The sequence below is a fragment of the Actinomyces oris genome (assembly GCF_006546825.1).
Taxonomy (GTDB): Bacteria; Actinomycetota; Actinomycetes; order Actinomycetales; family Actinomycetaceae; genus Actinomyces; species Actinomyces oris.
On sequence record NZ_VICC01000001.1, the window covers coordinates 64,191 to 84,634 of the forward strand.

21 protein-coding genes and 1 pseudogene are annotated in these 20,444 nt (G+C 69.8%); 11 read left to right on the top strand and 11 right to left on the bottom strand.

Annotated features, from left to right (window positions below):
* The first annotated feature begins 280 nt into the window (after positions 1-280).
* From FK267_RS00280 to FK267_RS00310, 7 genes are all read left to right on the top strand, one after another.
* Complete coding sequence (locus FK267_RS00280) at positions 281-481, top strand: PspC domain-containing protein (protein ID WP_101558972.1); 201 nt, start codon at positions 281-283, stop codon at positions 479-481.
* Between the two features lie 404 nt (positions 482-885).
* The gene (locus FK267_RS00285; RefSeq protein WP_003788016.1) at positions 886-1,281 is read left to right on the top strand and encodes a FeoA family protein; all 396 of its coding nucleotides are present in this window, start codon (positions 886-888) and stop codon (positions 1,279-1,281) included.
* The gene (feoB, locus tag FK267_RS00290; protein WP_141405776.1) at positions 1,278-3,407 is read left to right on the top strand and encodes a ferrous iron transporter B; all 2,130 of its coding nucleotides are present in this window, start codon (positions 1,278-1,280) and stop codon (positions 3,405-3,407) included. The genes FK267_RS00285 and feoB (FK267_RS00290) overlap by 4 nt, the downstream gene beginning before the upstream one ends.
* Positions 3,408-3,489: 82 nt before the next feature.
* Complete coding sequence (locus FK267_RS00295; RefSeq protein WP_141405777.1) at positions 3,490-4,026, top strand: NifU family protein; 537 nt, start codon at positions 3,490-3,492, stop codon at positions 4,024-4,026.
* Positions 4,027-4,272: 246 nt separating this feature from the next.
* Positions 4,273-4,650, top strand: coding sequence for a FeoA family protein (locus FK267_RS00300; RefSeq protein ID WP_141405778.1), 378 nt, complete (start codon positions 4,273-4,275; stop codon positions 4,648-4,650).
* Positions 4,647-6,746 (top strand): ferrous iron transporter B, encoded by a 2,100-nt coding sequence (gene feoB, locus FK267_RS00305; RefSeq protein ID WP_141405779.1) that lies wholly within the window; start codon positions 4,647-4,649, stop codon positions 6,744-6,746. The genes FK267_RS00300 and feoB (FK267_RS00305) overlap by 4 nt, the downstream gene beginning before the upstream one ends.
* Before the next feature lie 241 nt (positions 6,747-6,987).
* Positions 6,988-7,488 carry an NUDIX hydrolase gene (locus FK267_RS00310; RefSeq protein WP_141405780.1) on the top strand — a complete coding sequence of 167 codons (501 nt, stop codon included), beginning with the start codon at positions 6,988-6,990 and terminating at the stop codon, positions 7,486-7,488.
* Positions 7,489-7,660: 172 nt separating this feature from the next.
* Here FK267_RS00310 and FK267_RS00315 read toward each other — a convergent pair whose 3' ends face one another.
* Together FK267_RS00315 and FK267_RS00320 are read right to left on the bottom strand one after the other, a co-directional pair.
* Entirely contained in the window at positions 7,661-8,173 is a 513-nt protein-coding gene (locus tag FK267_RS00315) for a VOC family protein (protein WP_141405781.1), read from the bottom strand.
* A 244-nt stretch (positions 8,174-8,417) separates the two neighbouring features.
* A complete protein-coding gene (locus tag FK267_RS00320) occupies positions 8,418-9,062 on the bottom strand; it encodes an isochorismatase family protein (protein WP_141405782.1) in 645 nt (214 codons plus the stop codon).
* A gap of 167 nt (positions 9,063-9,229) precedes the next feature.
* On the opposite strand from FK267_RS00320, the gene FK267_RS00325 reads away from it, so the two are divergent.
* The 3 genes from FK267_RS00325 (at position 9,230) to FK267_RS00335 (ending at position 11,251) form a co-directional block, all read left to right on the top strand.
* Entirely contained in the window at positions 9,230-10,294 is a 1,065-nt protein-coding gene (locus FK267_RS00325; protein ID WP_141405783.1) for a GlxA family transcriptional regulator, read from the top strand.
* A 331-nt stretch (positions 10,295-10,625) separates the two neighbouring features.
* On the top strand, positions 10,626-10,853 hold the full coding sequence (locus FK267_RS00330; protein WP_141405784.1) for a ribbon-helix-helix domain-containing protein: 228 nt from the start codon (positions 10,626-10,628) through the stop codon (positions 10,851-10,853).
* Positions 10,850-11,251 (top strand): PIN domain-containing protein, encoded by a 402-nt coding sequence (locus FK267_RS00335; RefSeq protein ID WP_141405785.1) that lies wholly within the window; start codon positions 10,850-10,852, stop codon positions 11,249-11,251. Before FK267_RS00330 ends, FK267_RS00335 begins: the two co-directional genes overlap by 4 nt.
* A 258-nt stretch (positions 11,252-11,509) precedes the next feature.
* Here the strand turns inward: FK267_RS00335 and FK267_RS00340 are convergent, their stop codons facing one another.
* Positions 11,510-12,838 carry an alpha-amylase family protein gene (locus FK267_RS00340; RefSeq protein WP_141405786.1) on the bottom strand — a complete coding sequence of 443 codons (1,329 nt, stop codon included), beginning with the start codon at positions 12,836-12,838 and terminating at the stop codon, positions 11,510-11,512.
* A gap of 38 nt (positions 12,839-12,876) precedes the next feature.
* Between FK267_RS00340 and FK267_RS00345 the strand changes: the two genes are divergently transcribed.
* On the top strand, positions 12,877-13,494 hold the full coding sequence (locus FK267_RS00345) for a TetR/AcrR family transcriptional regulator (RefSeq protein ID WP_141405787.1): 618 nt from the start codon (positions 12,877-12,879) through the stop codon (positions 13,492-13,494).
* A 131-nt stretch (positions 13,495-13,625) separates the two neighbouring features.
* Here the strand turns inward: FK267_RS00345 and FK267_RS00350 are convergent, their stop codons facing one another.
* From FK267_RS00350 to FK267_RS00390, 8 genes and pseudogenes are all read right to left on the bottom strand, one after another.
* The gene (locus tag FK267_RS00350; RefSeq protein ID WP_198498112.1) at positions 13,626-14,123 is read right to left on the bottom strand and encodes a Dps family protein; all 498 of its coding nucleotides are present in this window, start codon (positions 14,121-14,123) and stop codon (positions 13,626-13,628) included.
* A gap of 465 nt (positions 14,124-14,588) precedes the next feature.
* Entirely contained in the window at positions 14,589-15,293 is a 705-nt protein-coding gene (locus tag FK267_RS00355) for a hypothetical protein (protein ID WP_141405789.1), read from the bottom strand.
* Positions 15,294-15,522: 229 nt separating this feature from the next.
* Positions 15,523-15,714: pseudogene (locus FK267_RS13805) on the bottom strand (IS1634 family transposase); the annotation flags it as partial.
* 14 nt (positions 15,715-15,728) lie between these two features.
* A complete protein-coding gene (locus tag FK267_RS00370) occupies positions 15,729-16,121 on the bottom strand; it encodes a type II toxin-antitoxin system VapC family toxin (RefSeq protein WP_003788050.1) in 393 nt (130 codons plus the stop codon).
* On the bottom strand, positions 16,118-16,339 hold the full coding sequence (locus FK267_RS00375) for a type II toxin-antitoxin system Phd/YefM family antitoxin (RefSeq protein ID WP_003788052.1): 222 nt from the start codon (positions 16,337-16,339) through the stop codon (positions 16,118-16,120). The genes FK267_RS00370 and FK267_RS00375 overlap by 4 nt, the downstream gene beginning before the upstream one ends.
* 205 nt (positions 16,340-16,544) lie before the next feature.
* Positions 16,545-17,354 (bottom strand): hydrogen peroxide-dependent heme synthase, encoded by an 810-nt coding sequence (gene hemQ / locus FK267_RS00380; RefSeq protein ID WP_003788055.1) that lies wholly within the window; start codon positions 17,352-17,354, stop codon positions 16,545-16,547.
* Positions 17,355-17,394: 40 nt separating this feature from the next.
* Positions 17,395-18,834, bottom strand: coding sequence for a ferrochelatase (locus FK267_RS00385; RefSeq protein ID WP_141405791.1), 1,440 nt, complete (start codon positions 18,832-18,834; stop codon positions 17,395-17,397).
* Positions 18,827-20,323, bottom strand: a complete 1,497-nt coding sequence (locus tag FK267_RS00390; protein ID WP_170198560.1) for a glutamyl-tRNA reductase — start codon at positions 20,321-20,323, stop codon at positions 18,827-18,829. The genes FK267_RS00385 and FK267_RS00390 overlap by 8 nt, the downstream gene beginning before the upstream one ends.
* Positions 20,324-20,444: the final 121 nt, after the last annotated feature.

Below are 20,444 nucleotides of genomic sequence, written 5' to 3' on the forward strand. Positions count from 1 at the left end.
CACAGGCCCGTCGTCACACCTCCCTTATTTTCACAAGAGATATCGGACCAAATAAGAGGGACTCGTGGAGAGATTCATGTCACTCTTATTGGATATCAAGTATTTTCCAAGGTTCGTCCCATGGAAGTAGGAGGAAACCCTCCCACATCTTGCCCCCTCAATGCGCGCAAGCCCCACGCCAGATATATTCACCACCCGGTCACCCCCTGTTGGACACTCATTTATTCAGGCCGTGACCCCGGCGTGACATCAGCGCATCAGGAATTGCAGAATATGCGCCATGACAGCACAGAATTCTACTGGTTTCGATTGGCCCGCCCGTTCCGCCGACAAGATCTGGCTCGGCGTCTGCGGAGGCCTGGCCAACAAATGGAACGTCAATGCCTGGCTGGTCCGCATCACCTTCTTCCTCTTCGTGGTGCCGCTCGGCTACGTGTACTACCTGGGCGCCCAGAACATGCCCGACCCTTCCGCCCGCTGACCCGCCCTCACCTCACCGGAAACCTCGATCCCACTCAATGATTCCCGAGGCCGCAGAGCGCAGGAAAACAGCTCTCGATTTCAGGTAGAAATATCCCTAACCAGCCATCCCGACATCTTATCGACCAACCACTTCCTGCTTCCGCAAGAGTATCTATCTTCGGAAGCAGGAAGTGGTCTCAGCATATTTTTTATGGGATGACCCCGCCGCCAAGCCCCACTCAACTCAGGGCAACCTTAGTTTCCACTCCCAGGTTTCACTAAGGAATCAGATCTCCTTCCCACCATCCCTCCGCACAGTTGCGTCTCAACACAGCAGAAGGCCTCCTGACCTGCTGCGAGGTTGAGAAGCATTGCCTTAGACTCATATCGACGAAGCCCTCTTCATGTCGATCTGAGGACACCATGGATTTTGCTGTTCCACGACACCGTGCCACCGAAGGCACCTCATACCTTCCCGAACCGGGTGCGACCACCTTCGCACTATCGGACCTGAGCCCCGGCACCAGCGGACGTATCACCGGCCTGGCCGACGACGGCGTCGGCGGCGTCCTGGTCAAGCGCCTGCGCAACCTGGGCTTCGTCCCCGGCCGGATCGCCACGCCGCTGCGCCGTGCCCCGATGGGGGACCCGGTGGTCTACCGCGTCTCCGACTATGAGCTGTGCCTGCGCCGCCAGGAGGCCAGGCTCATCCAGGTCACCACTGTGGAGGCCGAGAACCGCATCATCCTCCAACCCCGGCCTGCCGGACGGCACGCGGCCGACGACCCCGAAGCACCGAACACGGGAGAGACTCTGTGAGCACCCACGACACCACGCGGCACGCCACCGGGCAGTCGCAGCACTGCGAGCAGCCCTATGACGGCGCCGACTGCCACTGCGGCTCAGGAAGCTCCAAGACCCTGGTGGCCGGCGCTCCCCGCATTGCCCTGGCCGGCGCCCCCAACGCCGGCAAGACCTCCATCTACAACGCCCTGACCGGCCTGCACGCCAAGACCGGCAACTACCCCGGCGTCACCGTCCAACGATCGATGGGAACATGCAAGGTCGGCGGCAAGACCCTGACCATCGAGGACCTGCCGGGCGCCTACTCCCTGGACCCGATCAGCCCCGACGAGCAGATCGTCCACGACGTCCTCACCGGGACCTCGACCACGGTCAGCGCCCCGGACGCCCTGGTCATCGTCGTCGACGCCACGACCCTGCAGCGCGGCATGAACTTCATCGCCGAGGCCCTCGCCCTGGGGCTGCCCACCTGCCTGGTGGTCACCATGACCGACGAACTCAGCCGCCGCACGGGCCGGCTCAACGTTGCGGCCCTCGGGCAGGCCCTGGGGATCCCGGCCGTGCGAGTCATCGGGCACCGCGGCGTCGGCATGCCCGACCTGCGCGCCCAGCTCGCCCAGGTCGAGAACTGGCAGCGCACCCCGCTGCCGCCGCCCACCGACCCCGACGAGATCACCTCCTGGGCCGACTCGGTGCTGGCCGCGGCGGACTACCAGGCGCCCCAGAACGACCAGATCACCTCCGCGGTCGACAAGGTCCTGCTGCGCCCCGTCCCCGGCACCATCGTGTTCTTCACGATCATGTTCCTCTTCTTCCAGGCGATCTTCACCTGGGCGGCTCCCTTCCAGGACGCCGTCGAAGGAGGCTTCGGGTACCTGGGCGGACTGGTGCACAACTGGCTCGATGAGTCCCATCCGCTCATCGCCGGGCTCCTGGGGGACGGTCTCATCGGGGGTGTGGGCTCCGTGCTCACCTTCATCCCCCAGATCATCATCATGTTCCTCATCATCGCCGTCCTGGAGGGCGTGGGGTACATGTCCCGAGCCGCCTTCCTCATGGACAAGGTCATGAGTATCGCCGGGCTGGAGGGGCGGGCCTTCGTGGCGCTGCTGTCCTCGCTGGCCTGCGCGATCCCCGGGATCATGGCGACTCGCACGCTGCCCTCCACGAAGGACCGGGTGGCCACGATGCTGGCCGCCCCCCTCATGACCTGCTCGGCCCGCCTGCCCGTCTACGTCATCATGATCTCCTTGACGGTCGACGGCGACGCCAAGGTCGGCCCCTTCGGGACACGCGGCGTCGTCATGTTCGCCCTCTACCTGCTGGGCGCGGTCTCCGCGATGGCGGCCGCCTGGGTGGTCAAGCAGCTCACCGACCGCGGCGGGGTGCTGCTGCCCTTCTACATGGAGATGCCGCCCTACCGCATGCCCCGCCTGCGCACCGTCCTCATCATGGTGTGGGACGCCTGCAAGGGCTTCTTGAAGAAGGCCGGCACGATCATCACCCTGACCACCGTCATCCTGTGGGTGCTGCTCAACGTTCCGATGCGCTCGGACGCCCAGTTCGAGGCCTTCTGCGCCTCCGACAAGCAGTGCGCCGCCATCGCGGCGGCCGTGGACAAGCCGGAGTCCTCCACCGTCAAGGGCGATGACGGGCAGGTCATCACTGACGCCGAGGAGCTCGGCAAGCTGCTGGACGCTCAGAAGACCTCCTACACGATGGACAACTCCTGGGCGGCCAAGGGAGGCAAGGCGGTCCAGCCGGTCTTCGAGCCCCTGGGCTTCGACTGGCGCATCAACGTCGCCACCCTGTCCTCACTGGCGGCCCGCGAGACCTTCGTGGCCACCCTCGGCCAGATCGCCGCCGCCGAGGACCCCGAGGACCCCGGCGCCCACCTGGCCACGATGACCTACCAGAAGGACACCCTGACCAACAAGGCCGGCGACCAGCTGTTCAACCCAGCCACCGTCATCGCGATCCTCGTGTTCTTCGTCTACGCCCTGCAGTGCATGGCCACGGCCGGTGCGATGCGCCGCGAGACCGGCACCTGGAAGTGGCCGATCATCGCCTTCACCTACATGTTCGTCATGGCCTGGGTCATGGCGGCCCTCAGCCGCGCACTCGTGGCAGCGTTCATGTAGCTGGAGCACAACGAAGCAGTGACCAGGACGGTGCCCCCGCGACGGCGGGGGCACCCCGGACATCAGGAGAAGTGAGGCAGCCGTGCCCGTCGTTCCCACGCACCCGACAACCACGCCGGACCCGGACGTACTGCGGTGGGTCATTCCCGACGGCCTGCTGGCCTTCACCGGGGAGGTCGCCCACGCCCCGGCGCTTCTCCAGCAGCTCCTGGACGACGGCACCCTGCGCTCGGTGAGGGTCGACGGCGGCGGGGTGCTCACCCTCCTGGGCACCGGCCACGACTGGCGCACGGAGGGGGCCCGGGTGCGATCCGCCCTGGTGGACGCCCTGGGCGCCCCGAAGTCGTGGAAGGGCGCCGCCACCGCCCACGCCTCCGGCCCCGACGACGCCCTGGAGGCCGCCGCCCGGCAGATCGCCGACGGTTCCCTGGGGACCTTCGTCAACAGCCACGGGGGCGCGCTCGTGGTGCACTCGGTGCACGACGGCGTCGTCGAGATCGCCATGGAGGGCGCCTGCGACCACTGCCCGGCCGCGGAGATCACGATGCACGCGCGCTTCGAGCACCTGCTGCGGCGCCGCTGCCCCTGGCTGGTCGAGGTCCGTCGGATCGACGAGTAGCCTCCCCCGACAGCAGCCCGCCGTCGAGCCGGGTATTTTTCGCACAGTCTCGCCGTTTTCCGCACGGCTGCGCGAGAAGTGCCCGGCTCGGCGCGTTGCGGGACGTGGGCCCGCCCCTGATCTGTGTCGGTGCCGCCCCAAAGTCGTGACGATAGTTAAGCCTCACCTTAGAATGTCATCGTCGATGCGCTCCCCCGCATCGCGATCGAGAACAGACTCAAGGATCCGAGGAGCTCCGAGAGCAACATGGCGACTGCAGTCTCACATCACAGCACAACGACGCCGGCCGGCACCGGAGCCGCCCCGCCGTCGACGCACACATCCCTGTCCGATCTGCGTCTGGGGACCAACGCCCGGGTCATCGGGCTACAGGAGGACACGGCAGACGACCCCATCGCCAAGCGGCTGAGCAACCTGGGCTTCGTGCCCGGCCGAACCGTGACGCCGCTGCGCCGCGCCCCGCTGGGTGACCCGGTGGTCTACCGCGTCGCCGACTACGAGCTGTGCCTGCGCCGCCACGAGGCCCACATGGTTCACGTCGAGGTCCTCACCGAGGCCGACGTCGTCGAGCCCCTCACCGGGCAGCGGGCCGGCACCACCGAGCGTGAGGAGCAGCGCCCATGAGCGACCACTGCGCAGCCTCCGAGGTCCCCGGCGCCCCCGACTGCCACTGCGGGTCCTCCAGCTCCAAGACCCTGGTGGCCGGCGCCCTGAGGGTCGCCCTGGCCGGGGCCCCCAACGCCGGCAAGACCTCCATCTACAACGCCCTGACCGGTCTGCACGCCAAGACCGGCAACTACCCCGGCGTCACCGTGGCGCGGTCGCTGGGGACCTGCCGGATCGGCGAGACCAGCCTGACCATCGAGGACCTGCCGGGCGCCTACTCCCTGAACCCGATCAGCCCCGACGAGCAGGTGGTGCGTGACGTCCTCACCGACGCCTCGCAGAGCATCACCGTGCCCGACGCCCTCGTGGTCGTCGTCGACGCCACGACGCTCCGGCGAGGGCTGAACTTCGTCGCCGAGGCCCTCGCCCTGGAGCTGCCCACCTGCCTGGTGGTCACCATGACCGACGAGCTCACGCGGCGCGCCGGGCGCCTGGACGTGGCAGCCCTCGGGCAGGCCCTGGGGATCCCGGCCGTGCGGGTGGTCGGCAACCGCGGCATCGGGATTCCCGAGCTGCGCGAGCACCTCACGGAGGTCTCCGCGTGGCAGCGCCCGCCGCTGCCCGCGCCGACGGAGCCCACCGAGGTGGCCTCCTGGGCCGATTCCATCCTGGAGGCCGCCGACTACCAGGCGCCTCAGCAGGACCGCATCACGACCGCCGTCGATAAGGTCCTGCTCAACCCCGTCCTGGGGTCCCTGGTGTTCTTCGCCATCATGTACATCTTCTTCCAGGCGATCTTCACCTGGGCGGCACCTTTCCAGGACGCCGTCGAGGGCGGGTTCAGCGCCCTGGGGGAGCTGGTGCACGGCTGGCTCGACGAGTCCCACCCGCTGCTGGCCGGGCTCCTGGGGGACGGTCTCATCGGGGGTGTGGGCGCGGTGCTCACCTTCGTCCCCCAGATCATCATCATGTTCCTCATCATCGCCTTCCTCGAAGGCGTGGGGTACATGTCGCGCGCCGCCTTCCTCATGGACCGGATCATGAGTCGGGCCGGGCTGGAGGGGCGGGCCTTCGTGGCGCTGCTGTCCTCCTTCGCCTGCGCGATCCCCGGGATCATGGCGACTCGCACGCTGCCCAGCGCCAAGGACCGGGTGGCCACGATGCTGGCCGCCCCGCTCATGACCTGCTCGGCGCGGCTGCCCGTCTACGTCCTGCTCACCTCCATCATGGTGCCCGCCGACGCGAAGATCGGGCCGCTGAGCGCGCGCGGCACCGTCATGTTCGCCCTCTACCTGCTGGGGGCGGTCTCCGCGATGGTGGCCGCCTGGGTGGTCAAGCGCCTCACCGACCGCGGCGGGGTGCTGCTGCCCTTCTACATGGAGATGCCGCCCTACCGGCTGCCGCGGCCGCGCACCGTTCTCATCATGGTGTGGGACGCCTGCAAGGGCTTCGTGAAGAAGGCCGGGACCGTCATCGCCCTGACCACGCTCATCCTGTGGGTGCTGCTCAACGTGCCGATGCGCTCCGAGGAGCAGTTCAACGCCCACTGCTCCGCCAGCGCCGAGTGCGCGGCCGTGTCCGCGGCGGTGGAGGACCCGGCGTCGTCGACCATCAAGGGCGATGACGGGCAGGTCATCACCGACCCCGAGGAGCTCGGCAAGCTGCTGGATGCGCAGAAGACCTCCTACACGATGGACAACTCCTGGGCGGCCGCCATCGGCAAGACGGTGCAGCCGGTCTTCGAGCCGCTGGGCTTCGAGTGGCGCGTCAACGTGGCGATCCTGTCCTCGCTGGCGGCGCGCGAGACCTTCGTGGCCACGCTCGGCCAGATCGCCGCCGCCGAGGACCCCGAGGAGCCCAGTGCGCACCTGGCCACGATGACGTACCAGAAGGACACGCTCACCAACAAGGCCGGCGACCAGCTGTTCAACCCGGCCACGATCGCGGCGATCCTGGTGTTCTTCGTCTACGCCCTGCAGTGCATGGCCACGGCGGCGGCGATGCGCCGGGAGACCGGCACCTGGAAGTGGCCGGTCATCGCCTACACCTACATGTTCGTCACGGCATGGGTCATGGCGGCCCTCACGAGGGTCATCGTCGCCATGCTCATGTAGGCGGGGTGCGGCGCGCTGGCCGGGCCGCGCCTGCACCGTGTGCGCCCGCCGCCCCGGCACACACCGCCTACCCCCGCACCTCCCCCACACACTTCGACCGAATCTTCATAAACGACGCGGCTCCGGGTCTTTTTTGAAGATTCGGTCGAAGTGTTAGGCGAGTGCCGGCACTTGGCAGCTGCCAGCCCCCGCGGTCGCCTCCCACTCCGCCCCGCGGCGGGTGATCGTCTAGGCTCGCGGCATGGCGACTCCGGAGTTCATCGTCTCCCTGCGACAGAGGATCGGGCACGACATGCTGTGGCTGCCGGGGGTGAGCATCGTCGTCGTCGACGAGGCCGGCCGGCTCCTGCTGGGGCGGCGCGCCGACAACGGGCGCTGGGCGGTGGTCTCCGGCATCCCCGAGCCCGGCGAGCAGCCGGCGGTGGCGATCCGGCGCGAGTGCCTGGAGGAGACCGGTGTGGACGTGGAGGTGCTGGCCATCACAAGCGTGACCGCGGGCGAGCCCTTCGCCTTCCCCAACGGGGACAACTGCGTGTTCATGGACATCAATTTCGTGGGGCGGGCGAGGCCCGGCAGCGCGGATCGCGCCCACGTGGCCGACGACGAGTCCACGCAGGTGGGCTGGTTCGCGCCGGACGCGCTGCCCGAGCCGCTGCTGAGCTCGACCCCCGCACGCATCGAGGCGGCCCTGGCCTGGCTGGCCGACCCGACGTCGGGCGCGCGCTTCCACCCGGCGTCCTGACGCCGGCTACCGCCTTCGTCCGGCCGGCGACATCCGGGGACGTCGACGGGGACATTCCGCGCGGCGGGGTGCCGTCTCTTCCGGACGGGGGCAACCTGCGCGTACGGGGACGGGATTCCTGTCCCCGACGGCGTCGAATGCCCCCGGCCGTAGGAGGGAAAGGCGGCTGCAGTCAGGCCTCGGGAACCTCGATGCCGATGCGCCGGAGGCCATCGGCCTGCGCGCTGTTCGGGTCCAGGGGCCTGGCGGCGGTGAGGATGACGCGCACGCCCTCGGGGGTGACGACCTCGACCTCGCGGGAGTTCCACGGAGTGACGCGCGGGCCGGTGACGCTGCCCGGCCGGCGCTGCTCACAGGCCGCGGCGATCTCGTCGATCTGGGACAGGACGCAGGAGAAGCTGACGCTCATCGAGGGGCCGTCGGCCGGGGCGGGTGCCTGCGGCGCCGGCACCAGGAGGACATCCTGGAAGGCCCAGCGGCGCAGGTGCACCAGCTGGCCGGGAATGCTGAACAGAGTGAAGAAGCCCAGTGCCTCGGTCCAGAAGTCGACCGAGGCGTCCAGGTCCGACGTCGGGACGGTGACGAACATCGGCATGCCGTAGATGCCGTGGAAGGGCTCGGGCGGTTGGGCGTCCTCGCTGGGCGCGGGCACGGGGCTCATCTCGAATGCGTTGAAGGTGCTCATGCGGGGCAGCCTCGTCCCTCACGCTACGTGAGGGTCAAGGTGATCCGCGTTGCTGTTGGCCCCCTGCGGCCGGGGACATTCCGCGCGGCGGGGTGCGGTCTCTTTCGGACGGGGACAGCCCACGCGTTCGGGGGCGGGATTCCTGTCCCCGTACGCGTCGATGGCACCCGCCGGCGGCAAAGTGCCCCCGACGGCGTCGAATATCCCCGGCTGCGACAGCACGCCTCTGTCATCAATAACGCCGTCAGAATGGAGCCATCGCAGAAACGACGAGGTTGCTGCGCGGCAGCGGCTCGCGGCGAGCCAGCGCCCGGCACCAGTCGTCGGCAGTGGTCACCGCCGCCCAGTTGGAGTGCAGCAGCGCCATGAGCGTGGTGTGCACCGTACGCGCATCGACCTTGCCGGCGCGATTGCGCAGGTTGATGGCGCCGACGGCGTCGGAGAGCACCTCCGTCGTCAGACCGATCGCCTCTCCCCAGGCCGCCGAGGCCAGGACGCAGTTATTCGCCATGAAGCCGACGAGCGTCACGGTATTGACGCCCTGCTCGTGCAGCCATGCGGCGAGGTCGGTTCCCGCGTAGATCGACCCGTGGTGCTTGACGACGCTTTTCCACTGCGGGGTCCGTCGGCGCTCGATGCTCGGGCGGAGCTCGAAGCCCTTCCCTCCAGGGGTGAAGGTGGCGCCGCCGGGCGGACCGGCGTGCTGCACGCAGACCACGGGGAGTCCGGCACTCTCGGCGGCATCGAGTACCTGCTCGATCCTCTCCATGCAGTCGCGCAGGCGCGGGTAGCGGATGCGCAGCGGCGGGCGGGCGTACTCATTCTGTACGTCGACGAGGACCAGTGCCCTGCGAGGGGCGGTTCGTCCCGGTTCATCGCGATCAGTCACGGTGTCTCCAGACGTGTGCGCCGTGGCGCGGTGGTTGCGTGGTGACACTCAGGATGTGCAATCGGACTGGTGTCCACCAGTGGCGCATATGCTACGTAACGATGGTTTCACGCCAGGTGTTGAGGGACACGGTTCGGCGCCAGGCGGGACGTGCTCAGGGAGGTCGCATGCATATCGCCGTCTACGCCTTCGACGGCATCACCATGTTCCACCTGTCGATCCCCCAGATGGTCTTCGGGACCGTGAGCCGGCTGGGTCTTGCCAACTGGCAGGTCTCACTGTTCACCACCACCTCCGAGTCGGTGACGCCCCCACAGGAGGCCGCGGCTCCCGCGGAAGGTGCGGGCCCACCGCCGTCCACCGCGCCATCGCGCACCACCACCATCCGCACCTCGGAGGGCTACATCCTTGGTGGTCTGGGAGGTCCGGAGCTGGCGAGCGAGGCCGACGTCATTGTGGTCCCCGCCTGGTTCTCCGACGGCCGCCCCGCCGAGGAGGATCTGCGCTCACTCCTGAAGACCGCACATGCACGGGGAGCCTGCGTCGTCGGCCTGTGCCTGGGGGCGATCCCCTTGGCCGAGGCCGGTCTCATCGGCGGGCGCCGGGCGGTGACGCACTGGCGGGCCTTCGAGCCGATGGCGCATGAGCATCCGGAGATCGCGCTGGACGAGTCGGTCCTCTACGTGGACCATGGCGATGTTCTGACCTCGGCGGGTGCGGCGTCGGGCCTGGACACCTGCCTCCACCTGGTGCGCACGCACCTGGGGGCGCAGGCCGCCAACGAGGTCGCGCGTCAGCTCGTCATCGCGCCACATCGCGAAGGCGGGCAGGCACAGTACATCGAGCGGCCGGTGCCGCGGCGCGCCGACGACGACCCGATCAGCAGCACGGTGGCCTGGGCGATGGAGCACCTGGGCGAGCCGCTACCCGTGGAACGGCTGGCGAGGAAGGCGCAGATGAGCACCCGCTCCTTCATCCGCACCTTCCGGGAGTCGACTGGCACCGCACCTGCAGCATGGGTTCGCGCGCAGCGGGTGCGCGAGGCCCAGCGCCTCCTGGAGAGCACGGACCTGGCGGTCGAGCAGGTGGCCTCGACCTGTGGCTTCGGCAGCGCCGTCACTATGCGTCAGGCCTTCGCCCGGATACTGAGCACGACACCGTCGGCCTACCGATGCCGGTTCCGCACCGTTTCTCCTGACCCCGCCGAGATGCGAGGTCGCACTGACATCTGAGGCCTCACCGCCAGCGACATCGACGGGGACTTTCTGCGCGGCGGGGTGCGGTCTCGTCCGGACGGGGACAGCCCACGCGTACGGGGACGGGATTCCTGTCCCCGCACGCGTCGATGGCACCCGCCGGCGGCAAAGTGTCCCCGACGGCGTCGAATGCCCCCGTCAGCGTGCGTGCCCACCTGTTCCTCGGCTGCCAGGACGCCAGCACAACCGAGCCCCCGCCGGTGCGCGGGCCCCTCATTCCGCGGGCGGCTCGACGACGAGCAGCTCCTCACCGGGAGGCGCGCACCTCGGCGCGAGGCGTCTGCGCCACCCTTGGTATGATCCGGGTATGACTCAGAAGATCGCGGTGAGCCTCCCTGACGAGCAGGTCGTCTCGATCCGTCGCGCGGTCAAGCAGGGCAGGGCTCCGTCGGTGTCGGGCTTCATCAGCGCGGCGGTCGCCCGTGTGCAGCGGGAGGACAACCTCGCCCAGCTGCTGGACGACCTTGATCGCGAGCTCGGCCCCGTCGACGACGCCGACCTGGCTTGGGCGGATAAGGCACTGGGGCTGGCGTGACCACCACCGGTAGGAGAGGCGTCAAGGGCCTGACTCTCGACACCGGCGCGTTGCTCGCGCTTGAGCGCGGGGACTCGCGGGTCCGCGCACTCCTTCGCCGAGCACTGGAGACAGGCCTGCCTCTGAGTATTCCCGCCGGCGTCGTGGCACAGGCCTGGCGGGGCGGTCCGCTGCAGGCCCGCGTCGCACGACTGCTCGCGGATCCCAGCGTGCACGTGGCGCCTCTGGACGACATGACGGCGCGAGCTGTCGGCCTGCTGTGCGGACGCAGCGACCATCGGGACATCGTTGATGTTCACGTCGCCCTGCTGGCGCAGGAGCAGGGGCACACCGTGGTGACCTCTGACCCTGAAGACCTGAGCGCGGTCCATCCCAGTCTCCCACTCATCACGGTCTAGACGAGCGTCGCAAGCCCCGGCTGCAAACCCCTGCCGGCGACATCGACGGGGACGTTCCACGCGGCGGGGTGCGGTCTCTTTCGGACGGGGACAGCCCACGCGTTCGGGGGCGGGATTCCTGTCCCCGTACGCGTCGATGGCACCCGCCGGCGGCAAAGTGCCCCCGACGGCGTCGAATGCCCCCGTCAGTGCGAGGGGCTGTCTGCACCTCGACTGGCTAGGACGCCGGCACGGCCACCCCCGCCAGCGCGCGCCCCCTCACTCCGCGGGCGGCTCGACGACGAGCGGCGCCTCACCGGGGGCGCGCACCTCGGCACGGGGTACCGGTTCCAGGACCAGACTCACGTGCAGCCGCTGGCCCTCCTCGCCGACGGCGTCGTAGGACAGTCGTGGGTTGTCCAGCTCGGTGACCTCGGTGCGGGCGCGCACGAGCCAGGGGTGGCGGCGTCGCAGCCCGATGAGGTCCTGGTGGAGCCGCAGCATCCAAGCCCCCTGCGGCGCGAGCCCGGACGGCGTGGCCGGAAGGGCCGGGCGGACCTCGTCGTCGCCGCCGAGGGTCTCGGTCTTCACCCCGCGGAAGGCCTGCTCGTCCCCGTAGTAGACGCTGGGCACGCCGCCCACGGTCATGAGCAGGACGACGGCGAGCGCCGCCCCGCCGGGCCCGACCTTGCTGGCGATGCGGGTGACGTCGTGGTTGCCGACGAAGGTGGCCGGGACGAACCGGTCCAGCAGCTCATTGTGGCGCTTGAGGCACCAGTCGAGCTCGTAGAAGTTGACGTCGGCCAGCGAGCTCCAAGTCGCCTTCCACAGCTCGTACTGGGTGACGGTGTCCACGGTGGAGGCCTCCACGAAGCCGGCGTAGTCGCCGTGGATGACCTCGCCCATGAACCAGGCGTCGGGGTGGCGCTCGCGCACGGCGGGCAGGACGCTCGCCCAGAAGGCGGGGTCGACGGCGTAGGCGGCGTCCAGGCGCCAGGCGCTGGCACCGCGGTCGAGCCAGTGGGTGAGCACCCGCACGGCCAGGTCGCGCACCTGGCCGGAGTCGTGGTTGAGGGCGGCCAGGGACTCGTGCCCCTCGAAGGTGGCGTAGCCGGGGCCGGTCGGTCCGGCATCGTTCCCGCCAGCACCATCCCCGACGGCGGCGTCGTCGAAGCGGAAGAGGCCGCGCTCCTCTCCCCCGGCGCGGGCGGCCCGGAAGAGGGGGTGCTCGGTGCCGACGTGCCCGAGGACGCCGTCGAGCATGAGGGCCAGGCCTCGGGTGCGGCAGGCTTCGGCGAGGCGGTCGAAGGCGGCGTCATCACCCAGGCGAGGGTCGATGCGCAGGTGGTCGGTGGTGTCGTAGCCGTGGGTGGAGGAGGCGAAGATCGGCCCGAGCGAGAGGCCGTTGGCACCGAGCTCGACAGCGTAGTCGAGCCAGGGCTCCAGGCGGTCCAGGCGCGCGGGGGCGCCGGGCTCGGTCAGGGGCGCGCCCGGTTCGGGACGGACGGGGGCGCCGGTGGCGCCCAGGGGGTAGACCTGCCACCAGATGGCGTGGTCGATCCAGGCGGGGGTTGCGGGACGGCTTATTCCAGGTGACTCACTAACCATGCCTCCAAGGGTGCCGCCGCACCCGTTAGCATGTCAAGGTGCCGTCTCGTACCGACAAGCGTCCCCGCCTGCGCATGGATCCCGCCGAGCGCCGCGAGCTGATCCTGTCCGCAGCGAGGCGGGCCTTCGCAAGCCGCCCGTACGAGGAGGTCTCACTGGTCGAGGTCGCGGCGGAGGCGCAGGCCTCCGAGGCACTGGTGCACAAGTACTTCGCCGGCAAGGCCGGTCTCTACGCCCAGGTCCTCCGGCGTGCCGCTGACGAGCTGGCCGAGCGCACCCGGAGGGCCGACGACGCCCTGCCGGAGGGGTCGTCGGCCCGGGACCGAGTGCGGACCTCGGTGCTGACCTACCTGGACTTCATCGCCGAGCGCTCCCCCGGTTGGGTGACCTACCAGGCGCTGGCCGGGCACGACCCGGGCGATGAGGCGGCCCGAGTGAGGCGGCAGGCGCGCGAGGCGGCGGTGGCGGCCTTGGCCGAGGTTGTCGGCGGCAGCCGGGGCCACCGCGACGACTTCGCCCTGTGGGGCTACCTGGGATTCCTCGACGACGCCTGCCTGCGCTGGGTGCACGCCGGCTGCCCTGACGACCAGCGCCACAGTCTGGTTGACGCGGCGCTGGGCTGCCTGGAGGGGGCGCTGGGCGACTGGCGGGCATGAGATCTGGGACCGCCCCCGGCGAATAACACCCCGGAGCCGGCAGTCCGGCCCGCAGACACGACCGTGGGGCCCACCCCTCAAGGAGGTGGGCCCCACGTGATGGAGTCAGCGCATCAGCGTAAGCCTCGGGCTCAGCGGACGGGCTTGCGGACCTCGGCGGAGAGGAACCAGGCCTGCTGCTCGAGCTTGCCGATGAGGTCCTCGACGATGCCGGAGGAGGTGGGGTCCTCAGAGTCGACGTCCTCGTCCACACCGCGCAGGGTGGCGACGACGGCCTCGATGGCGGAGACGATGTAGGCGACGCCCTCGCTGGTGAGGATCTCGCCCTCAGGGGCGGCCGGCACGGTGGTGGCGGCGGAGACGGTGGCCGGGCGGCCGTCGGGGACGGCGTTGATGGCGCGCATGCGCTCGGCGACCTCGTCGGAGCCCTCGCGGGCGATGTCGACAACCTCGTCGAGGTTGAGGTGGACGTCGCGGAAGTTCGGGCCAACGATGTTCCAGTGGATCTGCTTGCCGACCAGCCCGAGGGCGATGAGGTCGGTCAGCACGCGCTGGAGGTTGTCGCTCAGAGCGGCGGAGGCGGTGAAGGAGAGGTTGATGGACGGCGTGGTCATGGTGTCTGCGTTCATGGCCATTACTTTACTACGTCGCCAGCCCCTGTGGGTGTTACTTATGATTCACAGGCAAGCCATGCCTCACCTGAAACCAAGGCTCACCTGCATGGCCAGGCTCTCGGGGTGGACGACGGCGGTCAACAGCACGTGGACACTGGCGCAAGCCGGCTGGCATAATGGCGGGGAGCCACCCGGCGGGTACCGGGCGGCTCCCCTAGGTAAGCGGCTCATCCGAACCACTTGCCGAGGGTATCCACAAGGACACTGACGGCCCGGGTCAGGCGAGCGAGTGCGGTTAACAGTTCGCTCACCTTCCGGGCCGTTTCCTTGTCTTTGCGGACTTGCCTGCGTCGGCCTTTCGGCTTGGACACGACCCTCACCTCCTTCCGACTCCCTTCCTCCCAGGCAGGACACTGGGCGTTCCGGGAGAAGGTGCCGAAGAAAGGTGAGGGCAATCATGCCATGGTGGCTCCCGAGATATCAGCCGACCTTGCAGGTGTTCGGCTCACCGGTCTCCTCCTCCTCGGAGGCGAGCCAGTGCCCGCCGCTGCCGGGCACCATGGTGTTCTTCGCCGGGATTCGCGCCTTGTTGGAAGGGTCGGTGACGTCCGCGCCCTGTGCGTCGATGTAGGTCACCTGCGTCAGGTCCACGCAGTAGGTGACGGTGGCGCTCTGGCCGTCGGCGCTCATGGCGACCTCGGAGATCGCGACCTTGACGGGAGTCTTGACCTTCTGCCCCTTGTTCTTCAGGTTGGCGGCGTCATCAAGGAGCTGCTGCTGGAGGTTACCGGTGGTAACGGCGGGGACCTTGCTGGTGTCCTGTCCGCCGCCGACCCACAGCTTCCAGGACATCTGGTCGTAGGCCACGAAGTCCTGGAGGATCGCGACCCGCTTGACGTCGAGACCGGCGGGGATCGTGGTGACGGTGTACCCGAGCTGGGCGTCGGACAGGGAGGCCGCGGTGACGGTGCCGGCGGTGCTCGACGCCGTGGCGGCGACCGAGGGGGCCGACGTCGCGCGCCTCGTGGCGCCGGCCTTGCTGGCGGGCGCCTTGGCGCTGGGCTTGGAGTCCTGGGAGGAGCACCCGCTCAGGGCCAGCGAGGCGGCGAGCAGCAGGCAGCCCAGTGCGGCGACTCGACGACGTCCCCCGGCTCGACTCACGGGGCGGTTCTCGGCATGTGCCACGGGGGCTCCTGACTGTCGGCCGGAATCAACCCGGCGGAAACCAACCCGTTGACAGTACCTCGAAGGTCACGAACATGTCTCGACCTTCGTCGCCCTCATTGCTACACCCCTGTTCTGGCGAGGGTGCGTGATGCCAACAGCCCTCAGAAGGAGGAACCAGGCCTGCTGCGCAGGCTTGCCGGTCAGGCCATCCAGGATGATGGCCGATGTCAAGGGCTCGTCATCGACAGGGACACCCGGCCCGGACCTGGCGGGCCCCAACGATGACCTGAGGGTCGACACGCCTCACCTTGGAGTAACCGACCTTGCGCAGCTCGTCCTCACGCTCGGCCTCGAAATACAAGGCGGTCATGTCATAGGCACAGCGCCAGCCCCCACCGGCGTTGGTGACGTGATCGAACAAGACGTTCGACAGATTCTCTAGGCAACGACCACTCACCACAGGATCGTCACACCGGACAGTTCCTCGAAGGCCGGATCGCGCGTCACCAACGCAAGCGACTCGTACATCGCTTGCGCCGCCAGCATCCGATCAAAGGGATCGCGATGCGACCACTCAAGCTGCCCGCTCAGGCGCGCGTGCGACCACTCGATGGGCAAGAACTCCGCTCCGAGCCGTCGCACGTGCCCCTCGAGAGCATCCAGCCACGGCCCCGCTCCAGGCAGTTTCCCAATGCGGTTCTTGGTATGCAGCTCCCATGCACTGGCGGCGGAGACCACCACGAGATTCCCTCGGTCTCGCAGCACCTCGACAGCCCTCCCGCCCAGACGCGAGGGCTCATTGATCGCCCACATGAGCGCATGCGTATCGAGCAGGTAGCCCTTCATGCACCCTCCCAGGCACTCAGCTCCTCCTCCGGCAGCTCGTCGAAGAACGTGTCCGGCAGCTGGTATCCGCCGAAGCCCAGCTCCCGCTCGCCCCCGACTGGAACCAAGCGCGCCACTGTCTGACGCCCTCGGGCGATGTTGATGGTCGCCCCCTGCTCGACCTCTACCAACAGCGCCGACAAATGCGTCTTCGCCTCCTGAACCTTCACCGTCTTCATGCATTGATGGTCCCAGGAGAAAGCGACCTGGTCAACCAGATTGGTCAGGTTGCGCCGCCGCCCACCCTCATGGTCGGGGACATTCCCCTCCGGCCAGGGACCAGTCACGCGTTGGGGGACAGGAATGCTGTCCCCCAACGCGCAGGATGCCCCCGGCCGCAAGGGAAGGTCCCCGACGGCGTCGAATGTCCCCGCGGGCAGGGAGTCAGGCCCAGGGCTGGCGCTGGGCCCACTCCTGTGGGCTGACGCGGCGCCCGGTGTAGAAGGGTGTGTCCACGCGCACGTGCATGCGCGCCTCCGTGTAGCGCTGGTGGTGCAGGACCCCCTCGAGCCGGTCGAGGCTGTCGGCCTCGAAGCCGAGGATCCACTCGTAGTCGCTCAGGCCGAAGGTGGACAGCGTCGAGCCCTTGACGTCGGGGTACTTGGAGAAGCCGTGGCGCCCGTGCTGGGCCATCATGCGCGAGCGCTCCTCGGGCTCGAGCAGGTACCACTCGTAGGAACGCACGAAGGGGTAGACCATGACCCAGTCGCGCGGCGCCACCCCGGCCAGGCAGGCCGGCACGTGGCGGGGATTGAACTCGGCGGGCGTGTGCAGCCCCATGCAGGACCACACCGGCTCCAGATAGCGGCCCAGCGCACTGCCGCGCAGACGGTGGTAGGCGTCCTGCAGGACCTCGGGGTCGTCGTCGAGCCACCACACGAGCAGGTCGGCGTCGGCGCGCAGGCCCCCGACGTCGTACCAGCCGCGCGTCGTCACGCCGCCGGCCTCGACGAAGTTGGCGCTCTCCCCCAGGAGCTGCTCGCGCTCAGGCTGGGAGGCGGGCAGCGGGCGAGCCAGGCGGAAGACGGCATAGAGGGTGTAGTGGTACTGGTTGTTGATGGCCTCCAGGTCGACGTCGGTGGCGTCGCGCGGATCGCGGTGGGGGCGGCGCTCCTCGTCCTCGAAGCGGTGCAGGCCCCCCTCACCGGGGTGACCGCCGGGATGTCCGTGCTGGCCGTGGGTGTCGGTGCTCATTCTCTTCTCCTGGTTCTTATCGGAGCTACTGGGATGGGGACTATCGAGAGCCGTCGCCGTCGGTCCCGTGGTGAGCGGGCCGGCCGGGGTGGCCGGCCCCGTTCCGGCAGCACGAGTCCGGGCAGACCGTGTGGAAGGGGCCGACGCCGGTGGTCGAGTCGGGCCGGACGTCCTCACCGCGGGCGGCGGCGGCCCGCTCGAAGAGGATGTCGACGAGGGAGTCGATGAAGGCCGGGTGGGTGCCGACGGTGGCAGCGCGCGCATACGGCATCCCCAGGTCGCGGGCGGTCTGGGCGGCCTCGGTGTCGAGGTCGAAGACGACCTCCATGTGGTCGGAGATGAAACCGAAGGGGGCCACGACGACGCCCTCGGGCCTGCTCACGGGGCTGCCGTCGGTCAGGTGCCCGGCGGCCAGTGCCTCAAGGTGGTCGTTGACGTCCGGTTCGAGCCAGCGGGCCTGCGGCGGGCCGGAGCGCGAGCAGTAGACGAGGTCGGCCTCGACCGTCTCCAGGCCGAGACGACGGGCGACCTCAGGCACGAGCACGGCGGCGAGCGCCTCGTGCTGGGCGACGTAGGAGACCTCCGTGGACAGGTCGGCGGCCACGCCCGGCTCTCGCCTTCCGGTCTCAGTCGGGCCGGCGACGTTGGAGGGGCCGTGCTCGTCGTGGGTGCTCTCGGGGCCCTCACCCGGGGCGGAGCCGGCCTCCATGCCCAGGGGGATGGAGTGGGTGACGAGCACGAGACGCGCGTCCGCGGCCGCCACCCCCTGCTCGGCCAGGGCGCCGTAAGCCTCGACGATGGCGTCGATGTTGGCCTGCAGCAGGCCGGGGGTGTTGTAGTAGGGGCGCGTCTTGTCCACCGTGAGCTCCACGGGACCGCCCCCGTCCCCGCCGACCCGGGCGGCGGCGTCGGCCTCGAATCCCTCACCGGTGGAGCCGTCCGCGCCGTCGGCGAGCAGGGCGACGGCGCCGGCCAGGTCCTCGCGGTACTGGCGGCACCCGGAGTAGGAGCCGAAGGCCGCGGTGGGCAGAGCCAGGACGCGGCGGGCCCCGGCGTCGGCCAGCTCGCGCAGGGCCTGACTGACGAAGGGGTGCCAGTTGCGGTTGCCGACGACGATCGGCAGCGTCGAGCCGCGCTCGGCCAGGCGGGCCTGGAGGGCATCGCGCAGCTCGGCGTTACGCGCATTGATCGGGGAGGCACCGCCGACACTCTGGTAGTGGCCGGAGACCTCTACGAGGCGAGAATCGGGCACGCCGCGGCCGGCGGTGGCGTTGCGCATGAAGGGCAGGACGTCCTCGGGGCGGCGGGGCCCGCCGTAGGACTGCAGGAGGATGGCGTCGTAGGGGGCCAGCGGGTCGAGGGCCGGGACAGTGGCCGGAGCTCCGGCGAGGTCGGCGCCCGGGAGGGTGTCCGGGCATGCGTCCAGGCGCGTAGGAGCCTCCTGGGTGGGCCCGGGCACGGGCGCGGCGGTGTCAGTCATGGTTCTCTCCTGTGCTTTCCAAACCCCAGACGAGCTCGAGGGCCTGACGGTAGGCCTCCTCGCGGCCCTCCTGGCCGGCGCGGCGAGCCATGACGGTGGGCTGGTGGAGGAGGCGGGCGGCCAGGTGGTGCAGGGCCCGCTCGGCCTGCGCCAGGGGCACCATGGGTTCGCCGTCGATCTCACCGGCGGCCTCGAAGCCGGGCTCGGCAGCGAGGTGATGGTGGGGGCAGGCCCCTGCGGCGGCGTCGGCGCTGTTGACACCGCTGACGCCGGTTCCGGCGCGCCCGTCGACGGCGGGGACGGCCAGGGCGAGCCGGCGGGCGGGCTGGGGGCGCAGGCGAGCGGCCTCCTCGGCGACGACGCGACCCACCTGGGCGCGCAGGGCGGTGATGAGGGGGTCCATGGCCCGGCCGGCCAGGGTGCGCTCGAAGTCGGCGGCCTCGGCCTCGACGATGGCGCGGGCGGCGGTCACCTGCTGGGCCTCGGCCTCGGGAACGGCGTCGCGCACGCGGGCCAGGTCGAGGTGGACGACGCCGGGCAGGGCGCCGACGGCCTCATCGACGTCGCGGGCCAGGGCCAGGTCGAGGATGACGAGCGGGCGACCGTCCCCCCCAGCCGAGCCGGCGCGCTCGGCGGCGACGGGGGCGACGACGTCGGCGGTGAGGATCGGCCCGCCGGTGCCGCGGCAGGTGACCACGAGGTCGGCGCGGCTCATGGCCTCACTCAGGGCGCCGGCGGGGACGGCGCGCAGGCCGTGGCCGGCGGCGAAGGCCTCGGCGCGGTTGGAGGCGGAGTAGACGGCGATGTCGCTCAAGCCTCGGGCGCGCAGGTCGGCGACGGTGGCGCCGGCGTAGGAGCCGGTGCCGACGATGAGGGCGCGGCAGTCCTCCAGCGGCGGCAGGTGGCCGGAGGCCTGATCCACGCCGACGGCGACGACGCTGCGCCCCTGACCGGACAGCTCGGTCTCGTGGGCCACCCGGCGGGCGGTGGCCGAGGCGCGCTCGACGACCCGCACGAGCTCGGGGCTGAGCGTGCCCTCGGCGGCGGCGGTCTCGGCGGCGCGGCGGACCTGGCCGACGATCTGGGCCTCGCCGACCACCATCGAGCTCAGGCCCGCAGCGATGGCGAGCATCTCCCTGCGGGCGGCCGCCCCGACCAGGTGGGTCAGCAGGAGGCCGCTCGGGGGGAGCCCGGCGCGCTCGGCCAGGAAGGCGGTGATGGTCTCCCCCAGGTCCGACGCCGCGGCCGACTGGCTCGCGTCCGCCGGAGAGAGGTCCGGGTGCAGGGCCGCCGGGCAGCCGGTGTCGGCCCAGGAGTCGGCATCGATGAGCAGGGTCAGGCGGTTGCAGGTGGACAGCACCAGGACCCCGCGTAGCGCGGGGACCGCTTCCAGGAGGTCCGGCCCCAGCCCCGGGGCGACCGCACCGAGCCGGGCAACGATGTCGAGGCCCGGCAGTCGATGGTCTGCGGAGAGAAGATGAGTAGTCACAACGTGGGCTATTGAAACATCACCGTGGGGAGCGGGCACAATAGCGGCGTGGCGACACACACCCGACATCACGACAATGCGTCATCACCATATTTCTGACACTCTGTCAGAACCTGACGGA

Bases quoted from the DNA above. Each gene is read 5' to 3' on its own strand.
- FK267_RS00280 (WP_101558972.1), top strand. From the start codon at position 281: ATGACAGCACAGAATTCTACTGGTTTCGATTGGCCCGCCCGTTCCGCC.
- FK267_RS00285 (WP_003788016.1), top strand. From the start codon at position 886: ATGGATTTTGCTGTTCCACGACACCGTGCCACCGAAGGCACCTCATAC.
- FK267_RS00300 (WP_141405778.1), top strand. From the start codon at position 4,273: ATGGCGACTGCAGTCTCACATCACAGCACAACGACGCCGGCCGGCACC.
- feoB (WP_141405779.1), top strand. From the start codon at position 4,647: ATGAGCGACCACTGCGCAGCCTCCGAGGTCCCCGGCGCCCCCGACTGC.
- FK267_RS00310 (WP_141405780.1), top strand. From the start codon at position 6,988: ATGGCGACTCCGGAGTTCATCGTCTCCCTGCGACAGAGGATCGGGCAC.
- FK267_RS00315 (WP_141405781.1), bottom strand. From the start codon at position 8,173: ATGAGCACCTTCAACGCATTCGAGATGAGCCCCGTGCCCGCGCCCAGC.
- FK267_RS00325 (WP_141405783.1), top strand. From the start codon at position 9,230: ATGCATATCGCCGTCTACGCCTTCGACGGCATCACCATGTTCCACCTG.
- FK267_RS00330 (WP_141405784.1), top strand. From the start codon at position 10,626: ATGACTCAGAAGATCGCGGTGAGCCTCCCTGACGAGCAGGTCGTCTCG.
- FK267_RS00340 (WP_141405786.1), bottom strand. From the start codon at position 12,838: ATGGTTAGTGAGTCACCTGGAATAAGCCGTCCCGCAACCCCCGCCTGG.
- FK267_RS00350 (WP_198498112.1), bottom strand. From the start codon at position 14,123: ATGAACGCAGACACCATGACCACGCCGTCCATCAACCTCTCCTTCACC.
- FK267_RS00370 (WP_003788050.1), bottom strand. From the start codon at position 16,121: ATGAAGGGCTACCTGCTCGATACGCATGCGCTCATGTGGGCGATCAAT.
- FK267_RS00375 (WP_003788052.1), bottom strand. From the start codon at position 16,339: ATGAAGACGGTGAAGGTTCAGGAGGCGAAGACGCATTTGTCGGCGCTG.
- hemQ (WP_003788055.1), bottom strand. From the start codon at position 17,354: ATGAGCACCGACACCCACGGCCAGCACGGACATCCCGGCGGTCACCCC.
- FK267_RS00385 (WP_141405791.1), bottom strand. From the start codon at position 18,834: ATGACTGACACCGCCGCGCCCGTGCCCGGGCCCACCCAGGAGGCTCCT.